This is a genomic window from Pseudomonas putida (genome assembly GCF_050990305.1).
GTDB lineage: Bacteria > Pseudomonadota > Gammaproteobacteria > Pseudomonadales > Pseudomonadaceae > Aquipseudomonas > Aquipseudomonas putida_AH.
Window position 1 is genome coordinate 3,746,867 of the sequence record NZ_CP158817.1, and the last position, 20,633, is coordinate 3,767,499.

A 20,633-nucleotide genomic window follows, 5' to 3' on the forward strand; every position below is an offset into this window, starting at 1 on the left:
GCCGGACGCTCGGGGCGAGCCTTTTTTGCTTACTTTTTTTGGCGTTTGAAAAAAAGTGAGTCGCCGTAAGGGCGAAACCATAAGTGGCCGTTACCGCAGAAATGGATATGTACTCGATCAGCAAGAGACAGGTCGGCTGGCAGGCCGCCTTCGCTGGCAAGCCAGCTCCCACAGGGGACGGTGTACACCCGCTTCTCACCACTCAACAGGCCGAGCGTTAGCTCGCCTGCAAGCTTTTGATCTTGATCTACCCGCCCCTTCGGGAGGCTGAGTGGAGGCGTTTATCCGGGGGGAAGGCGCGGAGCGCCGTGCGGCGAAGCCGCACACATCGAGAGGAGGTGCAGCGAAGCAAACCGGAGGCGATGCCCCCGGATGAATACCGGAGCGAAGGAACGCCGAGCCTAAGCGAGGGGCCGGACGCTCGGGGCGAGACCTTTGCTTCCTTTGGGCTGGGCCGGCACTCCGGCGTTTGCCAAAGGGAGTCGGCCGTCAGGGCGAAACCATAGGTGGCCGTTACCAAAGCAATGGATATGTACCCGGTCAGCAAGAGACAGGTCGGCTGTCAGAGCGCTTTCGCGAGCAGGCTCGCTCCCACAGGAGAATTGGGTACATTCGCGAGAGTCAGGTCGGCTACTAGGTCGCCTTCGCTGGCAAGCCAGCTCCCACAGGTACCACTGAGCAAGTGAAATCCCACCACCCACAAAAAAGCCCGCCAACCGTCACCGGTTCAGCGGGCTTTCTTCATTGCCATTCAGTCAGCCCTACCACAATGGCAGGACAACCGAATTAGAGCGCCATATCAGCCGCAGCACTCTCTTTCACAGGCTTGGCCTTTTCCGCTTCAGCAGCAGGAGCCACCTGACCAATCACCGGAGGCGCAGGCAGTTCCAACACCTTGGCAGTGTAGGCCCACTCCTCGGCCACTTTCGCCGGGTCATTGTTCAGCTGGGTGCCGTAGCTCGGTACGATCTTGTGCAGCTTCTCTTGCCACTCAGGGGTCGCGACCTTGTCCTTGAACACCTTCTGGATCACCGACAGCATGATCGGTGCAGCAGTCGAAGCACCTGGCGATGCGCCCAGCAGACCGGCCATCGAACCATCGGCGGATGCGACGATTTCGGTGCCCAGCTTCAGCACGCCACCGGCTGCTTCGTCACGCTTGATGATCTGCACGCGCTGACCCGCTTGCCACAGACGCCAGTCTTCAGCCTTGGCGTTCGGGAAGTACTCCTTCAGGGCGTTGAGACGGTCTTTGTCAGACAGCATCAACTGACCGGCCAGGTACTCGACCAACGGGTATTCCTTGATGCCAACCTTGGTCATCGGCCACACGTTGTGCGTGGTGGTGGTGGTCAGCAGGTCCAGGTACGAGCCTTCCTTGAGGAACTTGGTGCTGAAGGTCGCGAATGGGCCAAACAGGATCACACGCTTGCCATCCAGCACGCGGGTGTCCAGGTGCGGAACCGACATCGGTGGCGCGCCAACGGAGGCTTTGCCGTAGGCCTTGGCCAGGTGTTGCTCGGCGATGGCCGGGTTATCGGTCACCAGGAACGAGCCACCCACTGGGAAGCCGGCGTATTCGCGGGCTTCAGGGATACCCGACTTCTGCAGCAGGTGCAGGGCACCGCCGCCGGCGCCGATGAACACGAACTTGGCGTCGGTTTCGGTTTTGCTGCCGTCTTTCAGGTTTTTGTAGCTGACGCGCCAGCTGCCGTCTTGGTTTCGGCTGATGTCCTGTACTTCGCTGGACAGCTTCAAGTCGAATTTCGGCGTGGTTTGCAGGTGGGCAACGAACTGGCGGGTGATTTCGCCAAAGTTCATGTCGGTGCCCAGCGGGCTCCAGGTGGCCGCGATTTTCTGGTTCGGGTCACGCCCTTCCATCATCAGCGGCACCCACTTCTTGATCACCGCCGGGTCTTCGGAGTACTGCATGCCGGCGAACAGCGGGCTCGCTTGCAGGGCTTCGTAGCGTTTTTTCAGGAACTTGATGTTGTCATCGCCCCACACAAAGCTCATGTGCGGTGTGGAGTTGATGAACGAACGCGGGTTTTTCAGCACGCCTTGCTGAACCTGCCAGGCCCAGAATTGGCGGGAGATCTGGAAGGCTTCGTTGATTTCAACGGCCTTGGGGATCGAAACGTTACCCTTGTCGTCTTCCGGGGTGTAGTTCAGCTCGGCCAGGGCGGAGTGTCCGGTACCGGCGTTGTTCCAGCCGTTGGAGCTTTCCAGGGCGACGCCGTCGAGGCGCTCGATCATCTGCATCGAGGTGCCGGGCTCCAGCTCATTGAGCCACACACCCAGGGTTGCACTCATGATGCCGCCGCCGATCAGCAGCACATCGACTTTCTTGGCCTCTTCGGCCTGGGCTGTCGTGATCCCCAACGACAAAGCCAGCCCCAGCAGGGCTGTGTTCACTTTCTTAAACATCTGTAGCACCTATGATAAAACGTCATCCGCCCTTCGATCCGTACTCACGAGCCCCCGATTCACGGCATGACAGGCAGGTGCCTGGGGTGTTCGTGCATAGCTTTCTCAGGGTGGGCACACAAGGTCGATTGAATGCATCGACCCCAGTTATATGTCCCTTCTGAACTGACTTTTTATCTTTTTTGGCTTCAGCTACTTGAGCGACAGGGATTCCGTTCGCCCGCCTTTTGGGCAGGAAAACTGAATAGGTCAAACCAAGTGGGCGCGAAGAATATCACGACACGGCAAACCCGCGCGTCTGTTCGCGACCTGATGGTCCGGGCATCCGCACCGGGCCTTCTATACTGATCGGGGCTTTCTTTGGATGAGCGTGTGAGGAACAGCCCTGAGCGATAGGAGTAATAGCCATGAGCGACAAAGACGATCTGCGCAAATATTCCTCAGAAGTGGTCGATGGCGTCGAAGCCGCACCGGCCCGATCCATGCTACGTGCCGTGGGTTTTACCGATGACGACTTCACCAAGCCGCAGATCGGCATCGCCTCCACTTGGGCGATGGTCACGCCGTGCAACATGCACATCGACAAACTGGCGATCGAAGCCGAAAAAGGCGCGAATGCCGCCGGCGCCAAGGGCGTGATCTTCAACACCATCACCATTTCCGACGGCATTGCCAACGGCACCGAAGGCATGAAGTACTCACTGGTGTCGCGGGAGGTAATTGCCGATTCCATCGAGACGGTGGCCGGTTGCGAAGGCTTCGATGGGCTGGTGACCGTCGGTGGTTGCGACAAGAACATGCCGGGCTGCCTGATCGGCATGGCGCGGCTCAATCGCCCGTCGATCTTCGTGTATGGCGGCACCATCCGCCCCGGTGCCGGCCACACCGACATCATTTCCGTGTTCGAGGCCGTGGGCCAGCACGCGCGCGGTGACATCAGCGAGATCCAGGTCAAGCAGATCGAGGAAGTGGCGATTCCCGGCCCCGGCTCCTGCGGCGGCATGTACACCGCCAACACCATGGCCTCGGCTATCGAGGCGCTGGGCATGAGTTTGCCCGGTTCCAGCTCCCAGGACGCGGTCGGCAGCGACAAGGCCTCAGACAGTTTCCGCGCCGGGCAACAGGTCATGGAGCTGCTGCGGCTCGACCTCAAGCCCCGGGACATCATGACCCGCAAGGCCTTCGAAAATGCCATTCGCGTGGTGATCGCCCTCGCCGGCTCGACCAATGCGGTGCTGCATCTTTTGGCCATGGCTCATGCGGTGGATGTCGAACTGACCCTGGATGATTTCGTCGAACTGGGCAAGATTTCCCCGGTGGTGGCCGACCTGCGCCCCAGTGGCAAGTACATGATGAGCGAACTGGTGGCCATCGGCGGCATCCAGCCGTTGATGAAACGCATGCTGGCCGCCGGCATGTTGCACGGCGATGTGCTGACCGTGACCGGTAAGACCCTGGCGGAAAACCTCGAAAACGTACCCGACTACCCCGCCGGCCAGGATGTCATCCTGCCCTTCGACCAGCCGATCAAAAAGGACTCGCACCTGGTGGTGCTGCGCGGCAACCTCTCGCCCTGCGGCGCGGTGGCCAAGATCACCGGCAAGGAAGGTCTGCGCTTTGAAGGTACGGCGCGGGTGTATCACGGTGAAGAAGGCGCCCTGGCCGGCATTCTCAACGGTGAAGTGCAGGCCGGCGATGTGATCGTGATTCGCTACGAAGGCCCCAAGGGCGGACCGGGCATGCGCGAAATGCTCTCGCCGACGTCGGCGGTGATGGGCAAGGGCCTGGGCAAGGAGGTGGCGTTGATCACCGACGGGCGCTTTTCCGGTGGTTCCCACGGCTTCGTGGTCGGGCATATCACCCCGGAAGCCTTTGAGGGTGGTCCGATTGCGCTGGTCGAAGACGGTGACCGGATCACCATCGATGCCGAAACCCGGCAGATCTCGGTGGCAGTGTCCGACGCCGAACTGGCTGCGCGCAAAGCCCGGTGGGTGCGGCCGCACGCCAAGTACAAACGCGGGGTGCTGGCCAAATATGCGAAGACCGTGTCCAGTGCCTCGGAGGGGGCGGTGACGGACAAGTACCTTTGATCAGTCATTGCGTGGCGACGAGTCTGACGCCATCGCGAGCAGGCTCGCTCCCACATTGGATCTGTGGTGAACACGGTATTTGTGCACACTGAAGAACCTTTGTGGGAGCGAGCCTGCTCGCGATGAGGCCCTTGAGACCGCAGAAGGTGTCAAAGCCTGAACCGATCCACCGACTGCGAAAGCTTGCCCGCCAACGAAGACAACTCATCGGTCGTCGAAGCCGTCTGCCCGATAACCTTGCTGTTGCCTTCGGACATGCCGGCAATCATCTCCACCTGATGGGCGATTTCGTTGCTGGCCAGGCTTTGTTCGCCGATGGTGCGGCTGATGTCGTTGACCAGTTGCGTGGTGTTGAGGGTGGCGTCGAGGATTTCGCGAATGGCGCGCTCGACGTCGGCGGTCACGGCCATGCCTTTGTCGACCTGGGCCACACCCTCCTCCATGCTGATCACGGCCTCGCGGGTGTTTTGCTGGATGCGCGAGACCATGGTGGCGATTTCCTGGGTGGAAGCGCTGGTGCGTCCGGCCAGGCTGCGCACCTCGTCGGCGACCACGGCAAAGCCACGCCCTTGCTCGCCGGCGCGAGCGGCCTCGATGGCGGCGTTGAGCGCCAGCAGGTTGGTCTGGTCGGCGATGCCCTTGATCACCTGGATGATGTTGAAAATCCCTTCGGACTCTTTGTCCAGCGTACGAATCACCTGGGCCGACTGCTGCGCCGAACGGGCGATGCCGTCCATGTCGTTGACCACCTGATGGATCACTCGCCCGCCATCCTTGGCCAGTGCTTCGGCCTGATTGGCCATGTCCAAGGCGCGCTCGGCATGGCGGGTGATTTCCTCGATGCTCGCGGTCATTTCACTGGCGGCTGCGGCCATGGTGCTGGCCGCGGCGCTTTGTTGCTGGCTGCTGCCGGCCACTTCGTGACAGCCATTGCTCAGGCGTTCGCTCATGCCGCTGACGCCGTGGGCGTTGCTGCGCACCACTTCGATCATGCCGCGCAAATCCCGCTGCATGGTGGCCAGGCTGCGAATCAAGCGGCTGGCTTCGTCCTTGCGGTCGGTCTCGACAATCGGCTCGCTCAGGTTGCCATGGGCGATGCTTTCGGCGATGCGGCTGGCGCTCTGCAATGGCCCCATGATGCTGACGATTGCCGAGCGGCCCAACGCGAGCAGCAGCAACAGACTGGCGATGAGCACGACGGCGACGGTGACGTTGGCATTGCTGATGGCTTGTGCCGTGCCTTGGCTGGTCTGCTGTGTGTTGCTTTCAATCAGCTCGCTCAGGGCAGCCATTTGGCCTTCCAGTTGGCTGAACGCGGCATTGAAGGCGCTCAGTTCTTTCTGCGCCGCGTCAGGGTTTTCCAGGGCCAGGCTAACGATGCGCTCGGCGGCGCTGATGTAGGTATCGAGGCTGGGCTTGATCTGGTTCAGCGCGGTTTTCAGGGTGCCGTTGACCGGCAGTTTGAGGTTGTCCCCGAGCATCTGCCGGAAATGCCCGGTGTGCTCCTCAAGGGAACTGCGCACCTCGGCCTGGCTGCTGGTGCTTTTACCCAACCCCACCAACATCGCCGACAGCACATCGGCGCGCAGGGCGTCGTGCATCATGTCGGCTTCGAGGTGATTGCGCAGCGCGGACATGCTGACGTCATTGTCCTGCACCGCATGCGCCATCTGGCCATTTCCCAGGTAACTCACCAGCCCTATGATCAAGGCGGTAAGCACGCCAGTGCCGATCAGCAACAGTAAACGCAGTTTTATGGACACTCTGTGGTTCCTCTTTTCGCACGTTTGTCGGTCGGGGTGACTTCAGCATCCTGAAGAAGGCCCATGGCTGAAAAGGTTATCGGCCGTGCCCGGCGGGAATTTAAGACCAGCGCCTCAGTTTTAAGGGTTTGGCGACATGCGGTAGGTAGAGACGCTCAGTCATTCTCTGCCCGCCTGCTTCCATTCCAGGAGATTTCTGCTAGGTTGTACGACGACTTACAACAATAAGGAAACACCCATGAAAAACGTCAAAGTGCTGATAGCTTTTCTCTGCCTGTTCAGCGGCTACGTCGCCGCCGCCACCTCGTCCAGTGACAAGGACGTTGCCCAGGCCGTCGACCACCTGACCGACGCCATGCTGCACAAAAACATCGCGCAACTTCAGGCACTGACCGCCGAGAACCTGACCTACGGGCACTCCAGCGGAAAGATCCAGGATAAGCAGGCCTTCATCGCCGACATCGAAACCGGTAAAAGCGCGTTCAAGACCCTTGAAATGCAGAACCAGACCATCACCGTTTCCGGCGATGTCGCGCTGGTCCGCCACCACTTCTCGGCCCAGGCACTGAAGGGCGCCGAAGTGGTTCCCACGGAAATCGAGAACTTCCAGATCTGGCAGAAACAGGATGGGAAATGGCTACTGGTAGGACGACAGGCCTACAAGTTCTGATCATCCATTCGGTTCAACGCTCCCACAAGGAATTGCACAATCCTGTGGGAGCTGGCTTGCCAGCGATGAGGCCAGTACATTCGACACAGATGTCGACAGTGACACCGCCATCGCTGGCAAGCCAGCTCCCACAGGCTCTGCGTATGTAATCAGGCGATGCCCACCTCCACCCTCCCCTCGTTCAACCGCACCGGCCACACCCGCAGACGCTGCTGCGGATACTCCAGGCAGCGGCCGTCTTCCAGGCGGAAATGTTGCTTGTAAATCGGTGACGCGACCACCAGGTCGCCCTTAATGCTGCCCACCAGGCCACGGCCAATCACGTTGGCCCCCGATTGCGGGTCGTGGTTGTCGATGGCGTAAAGGTTTTTACCCTCCATGCCCGGCAGGTAAAACAGCGCCACTTGCGCGCCGTCCAGCCACACCACCACACCAGAATCGTTCACCAGGTCCTGCTGATTGCACACCGATTGCCAGACAGCGGACGAACCGGTTTCAACGCGTTGAGTATTGGACACAGTCATCAGACGCTCTCCTCGGTGACAGGGATCAGGTTGAGTTCGGCGGCCATGATCGGGCGCCGCTGGCCGCGTTCCTGGACAAAGTGGATGTCCGGGTCCGGGCGTTTGTCGTTGACGAAGGTACGGAAGCGCTTGAGTTTTTCCGGGTCCTTGAGGGCGTTGGCCCATTCGCATTCATAGCGATTGACCACCAGTTGCATCTGCGACTCGAGTTCCTCGCCCAGGCCCAGGCTGTCGTGGATGATCACGTCCTTGAGGTAGTCCAGGCCGCCTTCCAGGCTCTCGCGCCACACCGAGGTACGCTGCAATTTGTCCGCGGTACGGATGTAGAACATCAGGAAGCGGTCGATGTAGCGGATCAGCGTCGCGTCATCCAGGTCGGTGGCAAACAGTTCGGCATGGCGGGGGCGCATGCCGCCGTTACCGGCGATGTACAGGTTCCAGCCCTTCTCGGTGGCGATCACGCCCACGTCCTTGCTTTGTGCTTCGGCGCATTCGCGGGTGCAGCCGGACACCGCGAACTTGAGCTTGTGCGGCGAGCGCAGGCCTTTGTAGCGATCCTCGATAGTCAGGGCCATTTGCACGCTGTCCTGCACGCCGTAGCGGCACCAGGTGCTGCCGACGCAGGATTTCACCGTACGGGTCGACTTGCCGTAGGCGTGACCGGTTTCGAAACCCGCCTCGATCAACTCGCCCCAGATGTCCGGTAATTGATGCAATTGAGCGCCAAACAGGTCGATGCGCTGGCCACCGGTGATCTTGGTGTAGAGGTCGTATTTCTTCGCCACCACGCCAATGGCGATCAGCTTGTCCGCGGTGATTTCGCCGCCGGGAATACGCGGCACCACCGAGTAAGTGCCGTTTTTCTGCATGTTGGCCATGAAGGTGTCGTTGGTGTCCTGCAATGGCACCAGCGACGGGTCCATGATCGGCTGGTTCCAGCACGACGCCAGAATCGAGCCCACCGCCGGTTTGCACACATCGCAACCGGTGTGGCCGCGGCCATGCTTGGCCAGCAGTTCTTCGAAACTGATCACCCCTTCCACCCGCACCAGCGCGTACAGCTCCTGACGGGTGTAGGCAAAGTGTTCGCACAGGCTCTTGTCGACACTGACGCCCCGGGCAATCAGTTCATGCTCGAAGACTTGCTTGAGTAGCCCGGCGCAACCGCCGCAGCCGGTGCAGGCCTTGGTTTGCGACTTGAGCAGGCCCAGGTCGGTGCAGCCACCGTCGATAGCCGAGCAGATGGCGCCCTTGGTCACGTTATGGCACGAGCAGACCGTGGCCGTTTCGGGCAAGGCGCCGGGGCCAAGGGTCGGCGCGCCTTCGGAGGACGGCAGGATCAATGCGGCCGGTTCCGACGGCAAGGCAATCGCGTTCTGCATGTATTGCAGCAGCGTGTCGTAGTAGCTGTTGTCGCCAATCAGCACCGCACCGAGCACACGCTTGCCACTGGCGTCGACCACCAGACGCCGGTAGCTGGCCGTGGTCTCGTCGATGAACTGATAACTGCGCGCGCCCGGCGTATTGGCATGGGCATCGCCGATGGAGCCGACATCGACCCCCAGCAACTTCAGCTTGGTCGACATGTCGGCGCCCTGGAACGGCTCGGCCGCGTCGTCGCACAGCCGCGCCGCGACGCTGCGCGCCATCTGGTAGCCGGGGGCGACCAGACCGAACAGGCTGCCGTTCCAGGAAGCGCATTCACCGATGGCGTAGATGTTCGGGTCGCAGCTCAGGCAGGTGTCATCGATCACCACGCCGCCACGCGGGCCGATGTCCAGTTCGCATTGACGGGCCAACGCATCCTGGGCGCGGATACCGGCAGAGAACACCACCAGGTCGGTTTCCAGAAACTCGTCATTGGCGAAATTCATCCGGTAACGGTACTGCTCGCCGGCGCTGATCGATTGTGTGGCGCGGGACAGGTGAACGCCGACGCCCAGCCGTTCGATCTGCGCCTTGAGCGCCAGGCCGCCGAGGTCGTCCAGTTGCACCGGCATCAGGCGCGGCGCGAACTCCACCACATGGGCTTCCAGGCCCAGGCTTTTCAGGGCGTTGGCCGCTTCCAGGCCCAACAGGCCACCGCCCACCACCACACCACGCCGGGCATTGGCCGCTGCCGCACGGATGGCGTCGAGGTCTTCCAGGGTGCGGTACACCAGACGTGAATCATCGCTGGCGCCTTCAATCGGCGGCACGAACGGATAGGAACCGGTGGCCAACACCAATTTGTCGTAAGCCACGCGACCTTGAGCGGTGATGACCTCGCGCTGTACGCGGTCGATTTCCAGCACCGGCACGCCCAAGTGCAACGTGACGCCCGGCGTCTGGTACAGCGAGGCGTCGCTCAGCGCCAGCGACTCGGCATCGCGACCGGTGAAGTACTCGGACAGATGCACTCGGTCATACGCACGCATCGGCTCTTCGCTGAAGACGTGCAGGTGATAGCGATCAAGGGCGCCGCGCTCGATCAACTGCTCGACACAATGGTGTCCGACCATGCCATTGCCGATCACGACCAGCGTTTGCAACTTGTTCAACGTGGCTACATTGCAATTCATAAACGACCCTGCCCATCACGGTTCAAAAAGCAAAAAAAAACGCCTGAAACCTTGCGGTTCCAGGCGTCTTTGCCTGTTCTTTTGCGGTGTTGAAACCAGACGACCATGCCCGGTCCACCGATATTGCCCACGACCTGTGCGGTTGATCGATCGTCGTTGACCGAGAGGGCTTGGGGGGATCATTGCAGGGTTTGTGCCAGTCGAGGGATCAGGGCGTAGAGACGACGATTCAGGCGGGTTTCAGGGAATTGAGCAGCGATCAATGACGATCAGGTGGATCGGCAAACCGCTACGCGCTGGTGCACGCTGCCAGGCTTCGCGCTTTATTAAAGTGCAAACCTTACCTGTAGGAGCCGGCTTGCTGGCGATGGCGATGGCGATGGCGTCCGCACAATCGCCATCGCCAGCAAGCCGGCTCCTACGGGCATGGTGTTTCAGCAGCACCGCGTATTGCACTTGCCCCGGCCAAACCGCGCTTCCTGACGCTCGCGGAAAAAGGCTTCATAGCTCATCACCGGCTCGCCGGGGGACTTGAGGGCCATTTGCGCGACGTAGTTGTCGTAGTCGGGAACGCCCACCATCAACCGTGCGCTCTGGCGCAGGAACCTGGCGGCCTGTTGCAGTTTATGGAACATGGCAGTGCTCTCTATGCGGGTTGGGACGCCCCCATGGAACCGCGCAAATGTATCTGCAATATGTCGGCGTACCGGCCATTTGTATTTTTGTGTAGTCAAGCCCCCGCGACGTTTTGGCGCAGCACCTTCGGGCGATGGATTGAGCGTGATCGGGCAACAGTTTGTTAACATCCCTGCGCTTTTTCTCGCCTGGCCCGTCAGGCACTGTGTTTTTTCTGTCGCTACACAGGAAGCTTTATTTCCATGAGTACGTTGTATTCCCGTCGCACGGTCCTGCAAGGCATGAGCCTGCTGAGCCTTGGTCTACTCGCCGGCTGTGATGACAGCAGCAAGCTGTCGTTCAAGTACGGCAAGGATCTGAGCGACAAGATCATGGGGCGCTCCTTCAAGCTCAAGGCCGCTGATGGCGAAACCCGGATGCTGGGCAGCTATCAGGGCATGATGCCGATGATCTTCTTCGGTTTTACCCAATGCCCGGCCGTCTGCCCGACGACGCTGGCCCGCGCGGCCCAGGCGAAAAAACTGATGGGCCACGATGGTGAGCGTCTGCAAGTGATCTTCATCACCCTGGACCCCGAACGCGACACCCCCGAAATGCTCGACAAATACGTCAAGGCCTTCGACCCGAGCTTCGAGGCGCTGTACGGTACCCTGGAAGAAACCGCCGCCACCGCCAAGGAGTTCGGCGTATTCTTTGAAAAGGTCCCCAGCGGCGACACCTACACCCTGTCCCACACTGCCACCAGTTACGTGTTCGACTCCCGGGGCAATTTGCGCCTGGGTCTGTCCGCGTCCCTGACCGCTCAAGAGTGCGCAGAAGACCTGCTCACCGTCATGGAGGTTTGCTGATGACTTCGTTCGTTGCCCCCCGTATCAAACAGCTGGTGCTGGGCCTGTCCCTGATCGGCATGGCGTGGCAAGTATCCGCGCAAACCCAGGTCAATGACGCCTGGGTCCGCGCCACGGTGGCTGGCCAGCATTCGACCGGTGCCTTCATGACCCTGCAGGCCGATAGCGATAGCAAACTGCTCAGCGTGCAGTCACCCGTGGCGAAGACCGTGCAAATCCACCAGATGAGCATGAAAGACGATGTGATGCACATGGGTCAGGTCGAGTCCGTTGCATTGCCGGCCGGCAAACCGGTGAGCCTCGATCCCCATGGCTACCACATCATGCTGATGGACCTGACGGCCCAAGTGGCAGAAGGCAGCAAGGTGCCACTGACCCTGACCGTGGAAAACGCCAAGGGCGAAAAAGAGACGATCACGGTTGATGCCCAGGCGCGCTCGCTGGGCGGGATGGACCACGGCGGCATGGATCACAGCAAGATGGATCACAGCAAAATGCAATGATGGCCTCGAGGCTGGCGACATACCTGTGTGGCGAGGGGATTCATCCCCGTTGGGCTACGAAGCGGCCCCCAGCGTCAGTCCAAACACACTGATTTTTCCGCAAATACGACTGCTTCGCAGCCGAACGGGGATGAATCCCCTCGCCACAAACTGATGGGAGGTGCGCACCATGACGACCCACACTGAAACCGCCATCCTCGCCGGTGGCTGCTTCTGGGGCATGCAGGATCTTTTGCGCCGCTATCCCGGCGTACTGTCCACCCGGGTTGGCTACTCCGGCGGCGATGTGCCCAATGCGACCTACCGCAACCACGGCTCCCACGCCGAAGCGATCGAAATCGTCTTCGACCCCGAGCAGATCAGCTACCGCCAGATCCTCGAGTTTTTCTTCCAGATCCACGACCCGACCACCAAAAACCGCCAAGGCAATGACCTGGGCACGAGCTATCGCTCGGCTCTTTATTATCTGAGCGATGAGCAGCGGCAAATCGCTGAAGACACCATTGCCGACGTCGAGGCCTCCGGTCTCTGGCCCGGCAGGGTCGTCACCGAAATCGAGCCCGCCGGACCGTTTTGGGAAGCGGAGCCTGAGCACCAGGACTACCTGGAACGCTACCCCAACGGCTACACCTGCCACTTCATCCGGCCGAACTGGACGCTGCCCAAACGCAGATAACGACCGCCCCCGACACTGTAGGAGCTGCCGAAGGCTGCGATCTTTTGATTTTTTAAAGCAAGATCAAAAGATCGCAGCCTTCGGCAGCTCCTACAGTGGCGAGGGCGGTGTTTATCGGGTCATTTTCGCTTGGCGGTATTGAGCGCCACGGCGGCGCGGATCAGTGCTTTCAGCGCAGGCTCATCAATCGTATCGCCTTCATGCAGATCGATGGCCCGTCGGGTATTGCCTTCCAGGCTGGCATTGAACAGCCCTGAAGGGTCGTCCAGCGCGGCGCCCTTGGCGAAGGTCATCTTCACCGCGTTCTTGTAGGTTTCGCCGGTGCAGAGGATTCCGGCGTGCGACCACACCGGCACGCCTCTCCACTTCACTTCCTCGATGACCTCGGGGTCGGCCTGCCTGATCAGCGCCCTGACCCGCGCCAGCATCTGGCCGCGCCAATCGTTCAGTTCGCGGATCTTCGCGTCGATCTGCTCACTGGCAGAGCCCACGTCCAGTGCTGGCGTCGAGCCTGTCGTGTCCTTTTGCATACTCGCCCTCTCCTTTCCAATCCCCGAGTAAGGCACAGCGAAGCGCCATTCGCCATGCCATCGGTCGTCCGACAAATGGCCCGCAAACGCCAACTCTCGCCTGACACAATTTTGCTCAGCAAGGCGCCAATTGCGATCTAGACTCAGTTAACGGCGGGGAAACGCACGCACCAGCTCAAACAAATGGCCGATAAAAACAAGGAATTGAACCTTGAAGATTTCAACCCTTTGCCTCTTGGGAGGTTTGCTGGTCTGCGTCGGGGCACGCGCTAACGGGATTATTCCCGTCCTCGAACTGGACTTCACACGGTCGGCCACCGAAACCCTGAAAAAACACGGCATCAACGACGCATGCATCATTTCCGCTGCCACCCCTGGTGCGTTCACCTATTGCCGGGAGGGCTCGGCAACACTCTGGAAATATCAGATGCTGGACATGGAGCCCCAGTCGTCGCCCGTCAAGGGTGCGCGGTCTTCATCGATGGTCGGCGGGCGTATCACCGTGGCCGAAGTCAACAGCCCGGCCTGCGCCGAGGACACGCACAATCCAGGACCCAACCCCGTGATCGGTAGCGGCATCGCCCTCGGTCTGATCACCCTGTTTGTGTTCATGGGCTTGCGCTACACCTATCGGGCCAGCAGGGACGAATCCTTTAACCGCCCCCTCTATTCCGGCACACATCTGCATCGTAGTGCGGGCTCCATGCAATCGAGTCGCGATACGACGAAAGCCTTGGGCGCCTTTGTCACCGCCGCTGTCGTGGCCTTCGTGTATTTCGTCTATACCGCGCTTTGAACAGTCGCTGATCCAGAGGCGGACGCGCTTGAGCGCAAGGTGGCAGATGGCAGATGGCAATTGAAACGGGGCCATTAAAAAGGTTTGAAAACTGTGGGAGCGAGCTTGTGGTGAGGGGATAAAATCCCTCACCACAAGCTCGCTCCCACAATCCTGCGTTGGACTTTTGCCTCAAATCACTCCTTCGCCAACGGCCCTGGCAACGGGGTGCCTTGCTGGAAGATCACCGTTTGCGCAGGCATCGGCGCCGGGAAGCCGGCTTCGCCCAAGGCATCCTTGATGATGCGGTTGGTGTCGAAATACACCTGCCAGTAATTTTCGTTATGGCAGTAAGGCCGCACCGCCAACACCGGGCCCACCAGGTTGAACTCGAGAATTTCCACATCGACCGCAGGCGTCTGGAGCACATTGGGAACGGCGGCGATTTTCTCTTTCAACAGCGCTACAGCAGCCTTCCAGTCAGCGGCACCGGAAAGCTGTGCCTTGAGTTCTACACGGCGGAACGGGTTGTGGGTGAAGTTCTGGATGTTGTCGCTGAAGATCTTGTTGTTGCCTACCAGGGTCAGCACGTTGTCCGGGGTGTTGATCGATGTGGCGAACAGGCCGATTTCGGTGACGGTGCCGGTTACCCCTCCCGCCGAGATGAAGTCGCCGACCTTAAACGGACGCAATACAATGATGAAGGCACCGGCCGCCAGGTTGGCCAGCAGCCCCGACCAGGCCATGCCGATCGCCAGGCCGACCGCCGCGAGCAGTGCCGCGAAGGTGGTGGTCTGCATGCCCAGGTAACCGAGGATCGCAATGACCAGGATGATGTTCAGCGTCACGGTGATGGCCGAGCCAACATAGCGCAATACGGTCGGGTCGACCTGCTGCTTTCCAAGGGCCTTCTGCACCATGCCGACAGCGAAGCCAATCAGCCAGCGGCCGGCGATCCAAAAGGCAATGGCGGCCAGTACCTTGACCGCAAAAGCGACACCATAAGCCTGCACGACTGCAATCAGTGCGTTGAACTTCTGGGTGGTTACGTTAACGATGGATTCGTCCATGGCGAAGCTCGCAAATGAGGATAGACCTCAAGACGCTAGCACAGCCTTGGCGGGTCGCCAGTTCCGCCCATTTGGAGACACTCCTGTAGGAGCTGCCGCAGGCTGCGATCTTTTGATTTTGCCTTTAAAAGATCGCAGCCTCGTTTCACTCGACAGCTCCTACAGGGATTTGGGTTTAGCCACAGGGCCCGTAGGAGCTCGGCCCTCAGTGCGGGGCGCGGGGGATGGTTTTGAGCAGGTCGTCGGGGCTGATGTAGCCGACCACGGGCTGGACGCTGCCTGGTTGAGGCAGGCCGAGGATGTGGCCCTTCATCTTGCCGATCACGTGCATTTCGCAAGGCTTGCAGTCGAACTTCAGGGTCAGCACTTCATCGCCATGAATCAGCTGCATCGGCGCCACCTTGGTGCGCACACCGGTCACACCCTTGGCCTGTTTCGGGCAAAGGTTGAACGAGAAGCGCAGGCAATGCTTGGTGATCATCACCGGCACTTCGCCCGTTTCTTCGTGGGCCTCGTACGCGGCGTCGATCAGCTTGACCCCGTGACGGTGATAGAAGTCACGGGCCTTCTGGTTGTAGACGTTGGCCAGGAACGACAGGTGCGATTCCGGGTACACCGGCGGCGGATTGGTCTCGGCCTTGCGTCCACCCCGTGGATGCGCCTTGATGCGGGCCGCGGTGAGCGCCTCGATCACTTCCCGGCGCAGTGACTTGAGCTGCGAGTTGGGAATGAAGAACGCCTGGGGCGCATCGAGCTTGATGTCGGTGGCGTGGTATTCGGTGGTACCCAGTTGGCCAAGCAGGTCATGCAGTTGCTCCAACGCCTGCTCCGGCTTGTTGGCCAGTCCGAACGGGCCGTCCAGGGACACACTGGCGCTGACGCCCTCCTCGCTGGTGACGGTCAGTTGCAGGCGCTGCTCGTCCAGGCGCGCAACCCAGGTCACGCCGATACGACGCTCGGCGGAGGTTTTCTGCAAGGCTTGCTGCCAGTTGTGGTCCAGGTTGCGGCTCAGGGGATGATTGGGGCGCAACTGGTGCAAACCCTTAGGCATCTCGTTGGGTTCGACGCGGTAGCGGTAACGCTTTTCGCCGTCCTCTTCGAACTCGCCCTTGGGTTCGGCGATGTTGGTGCGCCAGCCCACGACTTCGCGCTTGACCAGCACGTTGAGGCCATCGCCGTTGGACAGCGGCTCCTGAGTGACCACGATCAGGTCGCGCTTGCCGACTTTTTCTACCACGCCCACCGGCAGACCGGTAAAGGTCGGCGAATCGAACGCGCCGATGTCGATCTTGCGGTCGCTGACGAAGTAGTCGGTGCTGCCACGGTGGAAGGTCTTGTCCGGATCGGGCACGAAGAAGTGCGCGGTGCGGCCGCTGGACGCGCGGGCCAGGTCCGGGCGGTCTTCGAGGACGTCGTCCAGGCGCTGGCGGTAGTAGGCGGTGATGTTCTTCACATACCCCATGTCCTTGTAGCGCCCTTCAATCTTGAACGAGCGCACGCCGGCTTCGACCAGGGCGCGGATGTTGGCGCTCTGGTTGTTGTCCTTCATCGACAGCAGGTGCTTTTCGTAGGCGATCACACCGCCCTTTTCGTCCTTGAGGGTGTACGGCAGGCGGCAGGCCTGGGAGCAGTCGCCACGGTTGGCACTGCGCCCGGTCTGCGCGTGGGAGATGTTGCACTGGCCGGAGAACGCCACACACAACGCGCCGTGGATGAAAAACTCGATTGCCGCGTCGGTCTCGGCGGCGATGTCGCGGATTTCCTGCAGGTTCAGCTCACGAGCCAGTACCAGTTGCGAGAAACCGGCCTGGTCGAGGAACTTGGCCCGCGCCAGGGTGCGGATGTCGGTCTGGGTGCTGGCGTGCAGCTCGATCGGCGGGATGTCCAGCTCCATGACGCCCAAGTCCTGGACGATCAGTGCATCGACACCGGCATCGTACAGTTCGTGGATCAGCTTGCGCGCCGGTTCCAGTTCGTTGTCGTGCAGGATGGTGTTGATGGTGGTGAACACCCGGGCATGGTAGCGATGGGCGAATTCCACGAGCGCGGCGATATCGCTCACTTCATTGCAGGCGTTGTGGCGCGCGCCAAAGCTCGGGCCGCCGAGGTACACGGCGTCAGCGCCATGCAAAATGGCCTCGCGGGCAATGGCGACGTCGCGGGCGGGGCTGAGCAATTCAAGGTGATGCTTGGGCAAGGACATATAGTTTTTAGTCAGGCGGTCACGGTCGAGGGGCGCATTGTACCGGTGAATGGCCTGACGGGCACCCGTGTGCTGCCCGGTGGCAGCCAGATTGCCCAAACTCCGTAGGAGCCGGCTTGCTGGCGATGGCGGCCTGTCAGTCAATGGCGACCGATCGATTGCAATCGCCAGCAAGCCGGCTCCTACGGGATTAATTGGGGTGGCTGCTCAGGCCTTGGCCGCCATGGCGACGACTTCCACTTTCATGCCTTCCACCGCCGATGCGGCGGCGCGTACCGGCCATGGCTTGGCGAAAAAACGTTTGTAGACTTCGTTGAACGCGGCGCGGTCGGCCATGTCGGTGAGGTAGATGGTCAGGTGCATGACGCGGTCCATGGAGCTGCCGGCACGCTCCAGCTGTACCGGTGAATGGCCTGACGGGCACCCGTGTGCTGCCGGGTGGCAGCCAGATTGCCCAAACACCGTAGGAGCCGGCTTGCTGGCGATGGCGACCTGTCAGTCAATGGCGACCGATCGATTGCAATCGCCGGCAAGCCGGCTCCTACGGGATTAATTGGGGTGGCTGCTCAGGCCTTGGCCGCCATGGCGACGACTTCCACTTTCATACCTTCCACTGCCAAAGCGGCGACGCCTACGGCGGCGCGTACCGGCCATGGCTTGGCGAAGAAACGTTTGTAGACCTCGTTGAACGCGGCGCGGTCGGCCATGTCGGTGAGGTAGATGGTCAGGTGCATGACGCGGTCCATGGAGCTGCCGGCACGCTCCAGCGCGACCTTGAGCGCTTGCAGGGTGCATTCGCTTTGCAGGGTGATGTCGCCCAGTTCCAGGCTGCCGTCGGCACGGGTCGGGATCTGGGTGGACATCAGGATGCCGTTGAACGCGGCAACGTCGGAAGAGATGGAGTCCTGGTCGGGATCGGGGGTGAAGATGATGTCTTGATTGGCCATGGGGCACTCGCGTCAGGGGAGATAAAGGGGCGCAGTTTACCAGACGCCCCCGCCGCCATCGCTAAACCCGCGGCTGATGACTGGTCACGCAGTGAATGCCACCGCCACCGGCCGCGATGGCGTCGATGTTGAGCTGCACCACCTCACGGTCCGGGTACAGCTTGGAAAGCAGATCAAAAGCCTTGCGGTCAGCCGCCTTGTCACCGAACTCGGGCGCAATGATCGCCCCGTTGATCACGAAGTAGTTGATGTAACCGGCGGCAAAGTCCGGGTTGCCCCGATTGAACTTGCTGCTACGCGGTTTCAAGGGCGGCGACACCGTGTGCACTTGCAGCTTGCGGCCATCGGCATCGGTGGCGTTCTTGAGGATTTCCAGATGCGCACGGGTGACCTTGTTGTCGTAGGACTGCGGGTCGGTATCGAGGTTGGCGATCACCACGCCCGGCTTGACGAAACGGGCATAGAAATCGACATGGGCGTCGGTGATGTCCTTGCCCTTGATGCCGGGCAGCCAGATGATCTTGCGCAAGCCCAGGCGGAACTTGAGTTCCTCCTCGACCTCGGCCTTGCTCCAGCCGGGATTGCGATTGGCATTGATCCAACTGCTTTCGGTCATGATCCCGGTGCCGTGGCCATCCACCTCGATCCCACCGCCCTCGCCCACCAGTTCGCTGCGCTGGTAATTCGCCTCTTCGCCACGGGCCACCTGCTTCGCCACCTGCGCATCCTTGCTGTGTCGCTGCTTGTTGCCCCAGCCGTTGAAGTTGAAATCCACCGCACCGAGTTCGCCTTTGCCATCGACAACAAAGTTGGCGCCGATATCGCGCATCCAGATGTCGTCAAGCTCGGTGGTGACGTAGGTGACATTCGCCGTGCCGCAATGCTCTTCGGCCAAGTCCCGCTCGGCTTTGCGGCAGAACACGGTCAGCGGTTCATAACGGGCGATGGCTCGCGCGATTCGGCCGAGGGCCGCTTGCACGTCGGGGGTGAAGTCTTCCCAGATGGCGTCCTGTGCGCCGAAGGCGATGAAGGCTTGTTGATGCTTGTCACCCTCATCGGGCATGTACCAAGGCTGTGCACTGGCCGCCAGCACCGCCGAGGGCGACAGCCCTAACCCGGTGAAAGCGGCTCCCATGCCGGCAAGCACCGATACCTGTTTGATGAATTGGCGACGCGTTGACATGTATATGTTCCTGAAAATAGGTAAAGACCTGTAGGAGCTGCCGCAGGCTGCGATCTTTTGATCTTGCCTTTAAAAGATCAAAAGATCGCAGCCTGCGGCAGCTCCTACAGGGTCCGCGGTGAGTTATTGGCCGGTTGCGGTCTTGAACTTGGTCCAGGTGCGCATGCGGGCGCGCATGTCGGACTGGGGGATGTCCTTGCCGGGGATCAACCGAGCATAGGTGGCTTCGTCGATGTAGATGTCCGGGTTGTCGCGCATCGACGCATCGACACTCGGGCGGGCCTTGGCATTGGACGTGGGGTAGCCGGTGAAGTTACTGATGGCGGCCATGTTCTGCGGGCGCATGACGAAGTTGATGAACGCATAGGCGTACTCCGGATGCTTGGCATCGACCGGAATCGCCATGGTGTCCATCCACACCGTGGTGCCTTCGCGGGGAATGCGGTACTGGAACCGGGTCTTCTTGCCGGCCGAATCCGACGTGCGTTGCGCCTGGGTCATGTCGCCGCTGTAGCCCAGGGACAGGCACAGGTTGCCATTCACCAGGTCGGTCACCGGTTGCGACTGGAACTTGCGGATGTAAGGCCGCAATTTCGCCAGGAGCTCACTGGCCGCCTTCAGGTCTTCAGGCTTGGCACTGCGCGGTTCGCGACCGAGGTAGTTGAGCACCACCGCCAGCACTTCGTCCGGCGAGTCGATCATCGAGATGCCGCAATCGGCAAATTTCGACGCCAGTTCCGGCTTGAACAGCATGTCCAGGCTGTTGACCGGAGCATCGGGCACGCGCTGCCTGATCTGTTCGTCGTTGTAGGTCACGCCGATGGTGCCCCAGGTGTAAGGGACGGTGGCCTGGCTCGAGTGCTCGTACTGTTTACGCAGCTTTTGCAGGCCGGGCTCGACGTCGGCCAGTTCGGTGAGTTTCGAGCGGTCCAGTGGCTGCAGGCTACCGGCGCGCACCAGGCGCTCGGCCACGGTGTCGCCGGGGAAGATCAGGTCATAACCGCTGCCGCCGGCCAGCATCTTGGCTTCCAGGGTCTCGCTGCCATCCATGACGTCGTAGATCACCTTGATCCCGGTTTCGGCGGTGAACCGGCTCAGGGTGTCCTCGGCAAAATAATCGGCCCAGTTGTACAGCCGCAGGGTTTTCTCTTCGGCGTGCAGCGACGGCATGGCACCGCTGACAGCCAGCCCCAGCAGACAAGGCAACAGCTTGTTGAACGTACGCAT

General features: G+C 60.8%; 17 protein-coding genes and 2 pseudogenes. 6 read left to right on the forward strand and 13 right to left on the reverse strand.

The window, feature by feature from the left end; translation table 11 throughout:
• Positions 1 to 786: 786 nt before the first annotated feature.
• Complete coding sequence (mqo, locus tag ABTV22_RS16835) at positions 787 to 2,427, reverse strand: malate dehydrogenase (quinone) (RefSeq protein ID WP_433735629.1); 1,641 nt, start codon at positions 2,425 to 2,427, stop codon at positions 787 to 789.
• Positions 2,428 to 2,834: 407 nt separating this feature from the next.
• Between mqo and ilvD the strand changes: the two genes are divergently transcribed.
• On the forward strand, positions 2,835 to 4,517 hold the full coding sequence (ilvD, locus tag ABTV22_RS16840; RefSeq protein ID WP_433735630.1) for a dihydroxy-acid dehydratase: 1,683 nt from the start codon (positions 2,835 to 2,837) through the stop codon (positions 4,515 to 4,517).
• Between the two features lie 149 nt (positions 4,518 to 4,666).
• Here ilvD and ABTV22_RS16845 read toward each other — a convergent pair whose 3' ends face one another.
• Both ABTV22_RS16845 and ABTV22_RS16850 read right to left on the reverse strand, forming a co-directional pair.
• Positions 4,667 to 5,530 carry a methyl-accepting chemotaxis protein gene (locus ABTV22_RS16845; protein WP_433741426.1) on the reverse strand — a complete coding sequence of 288 codons (864 nt, stop codon included), beginning with the start codon at positions 5,528 to 5,530 and terminating at the stop codon, positions 4,667 to 4,669.
• Between the two features lie 42 nt (positions 5,531 to 5,572).
• Positions 5,573 to 6,280 (reverse strand): annotated as a pseudogene (locus ABTV22_RS16850) (MCP four helix bundle domain-containing protein); the annotation flags it as partial.
• Between the two features lie 238 nt (positions 6,281 to 6,518).
• On the opposite strand from ABTV22_RS16850, the gene ABTV22_RS16855 reads away from it, so the two are divergent.
• Positions 6,519 to 6,950, forward strand: coding sequence for a nuclear transport factor 2 family protein (locus ABTV22_RS16855; protein ID WP_433735631.1), 432 nt, complete (start codon positions 6,519 to 6,521; stop codon positions 6,948 to 6,950).
• 149 nt (positions 6,951 to 7,099) lie between these two features.
• Here the strand turns inward: ABTV22_RS16855 and nirD are convergent, their stop codons facing one another.
• The 3 genes from nirD to ABTV22_RS16870 form a co-directional block, all read right to left on the reverse strand.
• A complete protein-coding gene (gene nirD, locus ABTV22_RS16860) occupies positions 7,100 to 7,474 on the reverse strand; it encodes a nitrite reductase small subunit NirD (RefSeq protein ID WP_433735632.1) in 375 nt (124 codons plus the stop codon).
• Entirely contained in the window at positions 7,474 to 10,035 is a 2,562-nt protein-coding gene (gene nirB, locus ABTV22_RS16865) for a nitrite reductase large subunit NirB (protein ID WP_433735633.1), read from the reverse strand. The genes nirD and nirB overlap by 1 nt, the downstream gene beginning before the upstream one ends.
• Positions 10,036 to 10,469: 434 nt before the next feature.
• Positions 10,470 to 10,670, reverse strand: coding sequence for a YbdD/YjiX family protein (locus ABTV22_RS16870; RefSeq protein WP_433735634.1), 201 nt, complete (start codon positions 10,668 to 10,670; stop codon positions 10,470 to 10,472).
• Positions 10,671 to 10,913: 243 nt separating this feature from the next.
• On the opposite strand from ABTV22_RS16870, the gene ABTV22_RS16875 reads away from it, so the two are divergent.
• The 3 genes from ABTV22_RS16875 to msrA all read left to right on the forward strand — a co-directional run bounded on the left by ABTV22_RS16875 (position 10,914) and on the right by msrA (position 12,698).
• Positions 10,914 to 11,519: an SCO family protein gene (locus tag ABTV22_RS16875; RefSeq protein ID WP_433735635.1), complete on the forward strand. Its 606-nt coding sequence runs from the start codon at positions 10,914 to 10,916 to the stop codon at positions 11,517 to 11,519.
• A complete protein-coding gene (locus ABTV22_RS16880; protein WP_433735636.1) occupies positions 11,519 to 12,022 on the forward strand; it encodes a copper chaperone PCu(A)C in 504 nt (167 codons plus the stop codon). Before ABTV22_RS16875 ends, ABTV22_RS16880 begins: the two co-directional genes overlap by 1 nt.
• A gap of 169 nt (positions 12,023 to 12,191) precedes the next feature.
• Positions 12,192 to 12,698, forward strand: a complete 507-nt coding sequence (gene msrA, locus ABTV22_RS16885; protein WP_433735637.1) for a peptide-methionine (S)-S-oxide reductase MsrA — start codon at positions 12,192 to 12,194, stop codon at positions 12,696 to 12,698.
• Positions 12,699 to 12,817: 119 nt separating this feature from the next.
• Here the strand turns inward: msrA and ABTV22_RS16890 are convergent, their stop codons facing one another.
• The gene (locus tag ABTV22_RS16890) at positions 12,818 to 13,228 is read right to left on the reverse strand and encodes a DUF1801 domain-containing protein (protein WP_433735638.1); all 411 of its coding nucleotides are present in this window, start codon (positions 13,226 to 13,228) and stop codon (positions 12,818 to 12,820) included.
• A 211-nt stretch (positions 13,229 to 13,439) separates the two neighbouring features.
• On the opposite strand from ABTV22_RS16890, the gene ABTV22_RS16895 reads away from it, so the two are divergent.
• A complete protein-coding gene (locus ABTV22_RS16895; RefSeq protein ID WP_433735639.1) occupies positions 13,440 to 14,024 on the forward strand; it encodes a hypothetical protein in 585 nt (194 codons plus the stop codon).
• Positions 14,025 to 14,200: 176 nt separating this feature from the next.
• Here the strand turns inward: ABTV22_RS16895 and ABTV22_RS16900 are convergent, their stop codons facing one another.
• The 6 genes and pseudogenes from ABTV22_RS16900 to ABTV22_RS16925 form a co-directional block, all read right to left on the reverse strand.
• Positions 14,201 to 15,073 carry a mechanosensitive ion channel family protein gene (locus ABTV22_RS16900; protein WP_433735640.1) on the reverse strand — a complete coding sequence of 291 codons (873 nt, stop codon included), beginning with the start codon at positions 15,071 to 15,073 and terminating at the stop codon, positions 14,201 to 14,203.
• 205 nt (positions 15,074 to 15,278) lie between these two features.
• Positions 15,279 to 17,276, reverse strand: a complete 1,998-nt coding sequence (locus ABTV22_RS16905) for a peptidase U32 family protein (protein WP_433735641.1) — start codon at positions 17,274 to 17,276, stop codon at positions 15,279 to 15,281.
• A 207-nt stretch (positions 17,277 to 17,483) separates the two neighbouring features.
• Positions 17,484 to 17,678, reverse strand: a pseudogene (locus ABTV22_RS16910) (RidA family protein); the annotation flags it as partial.
• A gap of 164 nt (positions 17,679 to 17,842) precedes the next feature.
• On the reverse strand, positions 17,843 to 18,223 hold the full coding sequence (locus ABTV22_RS16915) for a RidA family protein (RefSeq protein ID WP_433735642.1): 381 nt from the start codon (positions 18,221 to 18,223) through the stop codon (positions 17,843 to 17,845).
• Positions 18,224 to 18,284: 61 nt separating this feature from the next.
• Entirely contained in the window at positions 18,285 to 19,406 is a 1,122-nt protein-coding gene (locus ABTV22_RS16920; protein ID WP_433735643.1) for an agmatine deiminase family protein, read from the reverse strand.
• Between the two features lie 123 nt (positions 19,407 to 19,529).
• Positions 19,530 to 20,633 (reverse strand): extracellular solute-binding protein, encoded by a 1,104-nt coding sequence (locus tag ABTV22_RS16925; RefSeq protein WP_433735644.1) that lies wholly within the window; start codon positions 20,631 to 20,633, stop codon positions 19,530 to 19,532.

Excerpts from the sequence above, each read along its gene's own strand:
- ABTV22_RS16920 (WP_433735643.1), bottom strand. The coding sequence starts at position 19,406 with ATGTCAACGCGTCGCCAATTCATCAAACAGGTATCGGTGCTTGCCGGC.
- ABTV22_RS16875 (WP_433735635.1), top strand. The coding sequence starts at position 10,914 with ATGAGTACGTTGTATTCCCGTCGCACGGTCCTGCAAGGCATGAGCCTG.
- ABTV22_RS16870 (WP_433735634.1), bottom strand. The coding sequence starts at position 10,670 with ATGTTCCATAAACTGCAACAGGCCGCCAGGTTCCTGCGCCAGAGCGCA.
- ABTV22_RS16915 (WP_433735642.1), bottom strand. The coding sequence starts at position 18,223 with ATGGCCAATCAAGACATCATCTTCACCCCCGATCCCGACCAGGACTCC.
- ABTV22_RS16890 (WP_433735638.1), bottom strand. The coding sequence starts at position 13,228 with ATGCAAAAGGACACGACAGGCTCGACGCCAGCACTGGACGTGGGCTCT.
- ABTV22_RS16925 (WP_433735644.1), bottom strand. The coding sequence starts at position 20,633 with ATGCGTACGTTCAACAAGCTGTTGCCTTGTCTGCTGGGGCTGGCTGTC.
- msrA (WP_433735637.1), top strand. The coding sequence starts at position 12,192 with ATGACGACCCACACTGAAACCGCCATCCTCGCCGGTGGCTGCTTCTGG.
- ABTV22_RS16880 (WP_433735636.1), top strand. The coding sequence starts at position 11,519 with ATGACTTCGTTCGTTGCCCCCCGTATCAAACAGCTGGTGCTGGGCCTG.
- ABTV22_RS16905 (WP_433735641.1), bottom strand. The coding sequence starts at position 17,276 with ATGTCCTTGCCCAAGCATCACCTTGAATTGCTCAGCCCCGCCCGCGAC.
- ilvD (WP_433735630.1), top strand. The coding sequence starts at position 2,835 with ATGAGCGACAAAGACGATCTGCGCAAATATTCCTCAGAAGTGGTCGAT.
- ABTV22_RS16845 (WP_433741426.1), bottom strand. The coding sequence starts at position 5,530 with ATGCAGCGGGATTTGCGCGGCATGATCGAAGTGGTGCGCAGCAACGCC.
- nirD (WP_433735632.1), bottom strand. The coding sequence starts at position 7,474 with ATGACTGTGTCCAATACTCAACGCGTTGAAACCGGTTCGTCCGCTGTC.
- mqo (WP_433735629.1), bottom strand. The coding sequence starts at position 2,427 with ATGTTTAAGAAAGTGAACACAGCCCTGCTGGGGCTGGCTTTGTCGTTG.
- ABTV22_RS16900 (WP_433735640.1), bottom strand. The coding sequence starts at position 15,073 with ATGGACGAATCCATCGTTAACGTAACCACCCAGAAGTTCAACGCACTG.
- ABTV22_RS16855 (WP_433735631.1), top strand. The coding sequence starts at position 6,519 with ATGAAAAACGTCAAAGTGCTGATAGCTTTTCTCTGCCTGTTCAGCGGC.
- nirB (WP_433735633.1), bottom strand. The coding sequence starts at position 10,035 with ATGAATTGCAATGTAGCCACGTTGAACAAGTTGCAAACGCTGGTCGTG.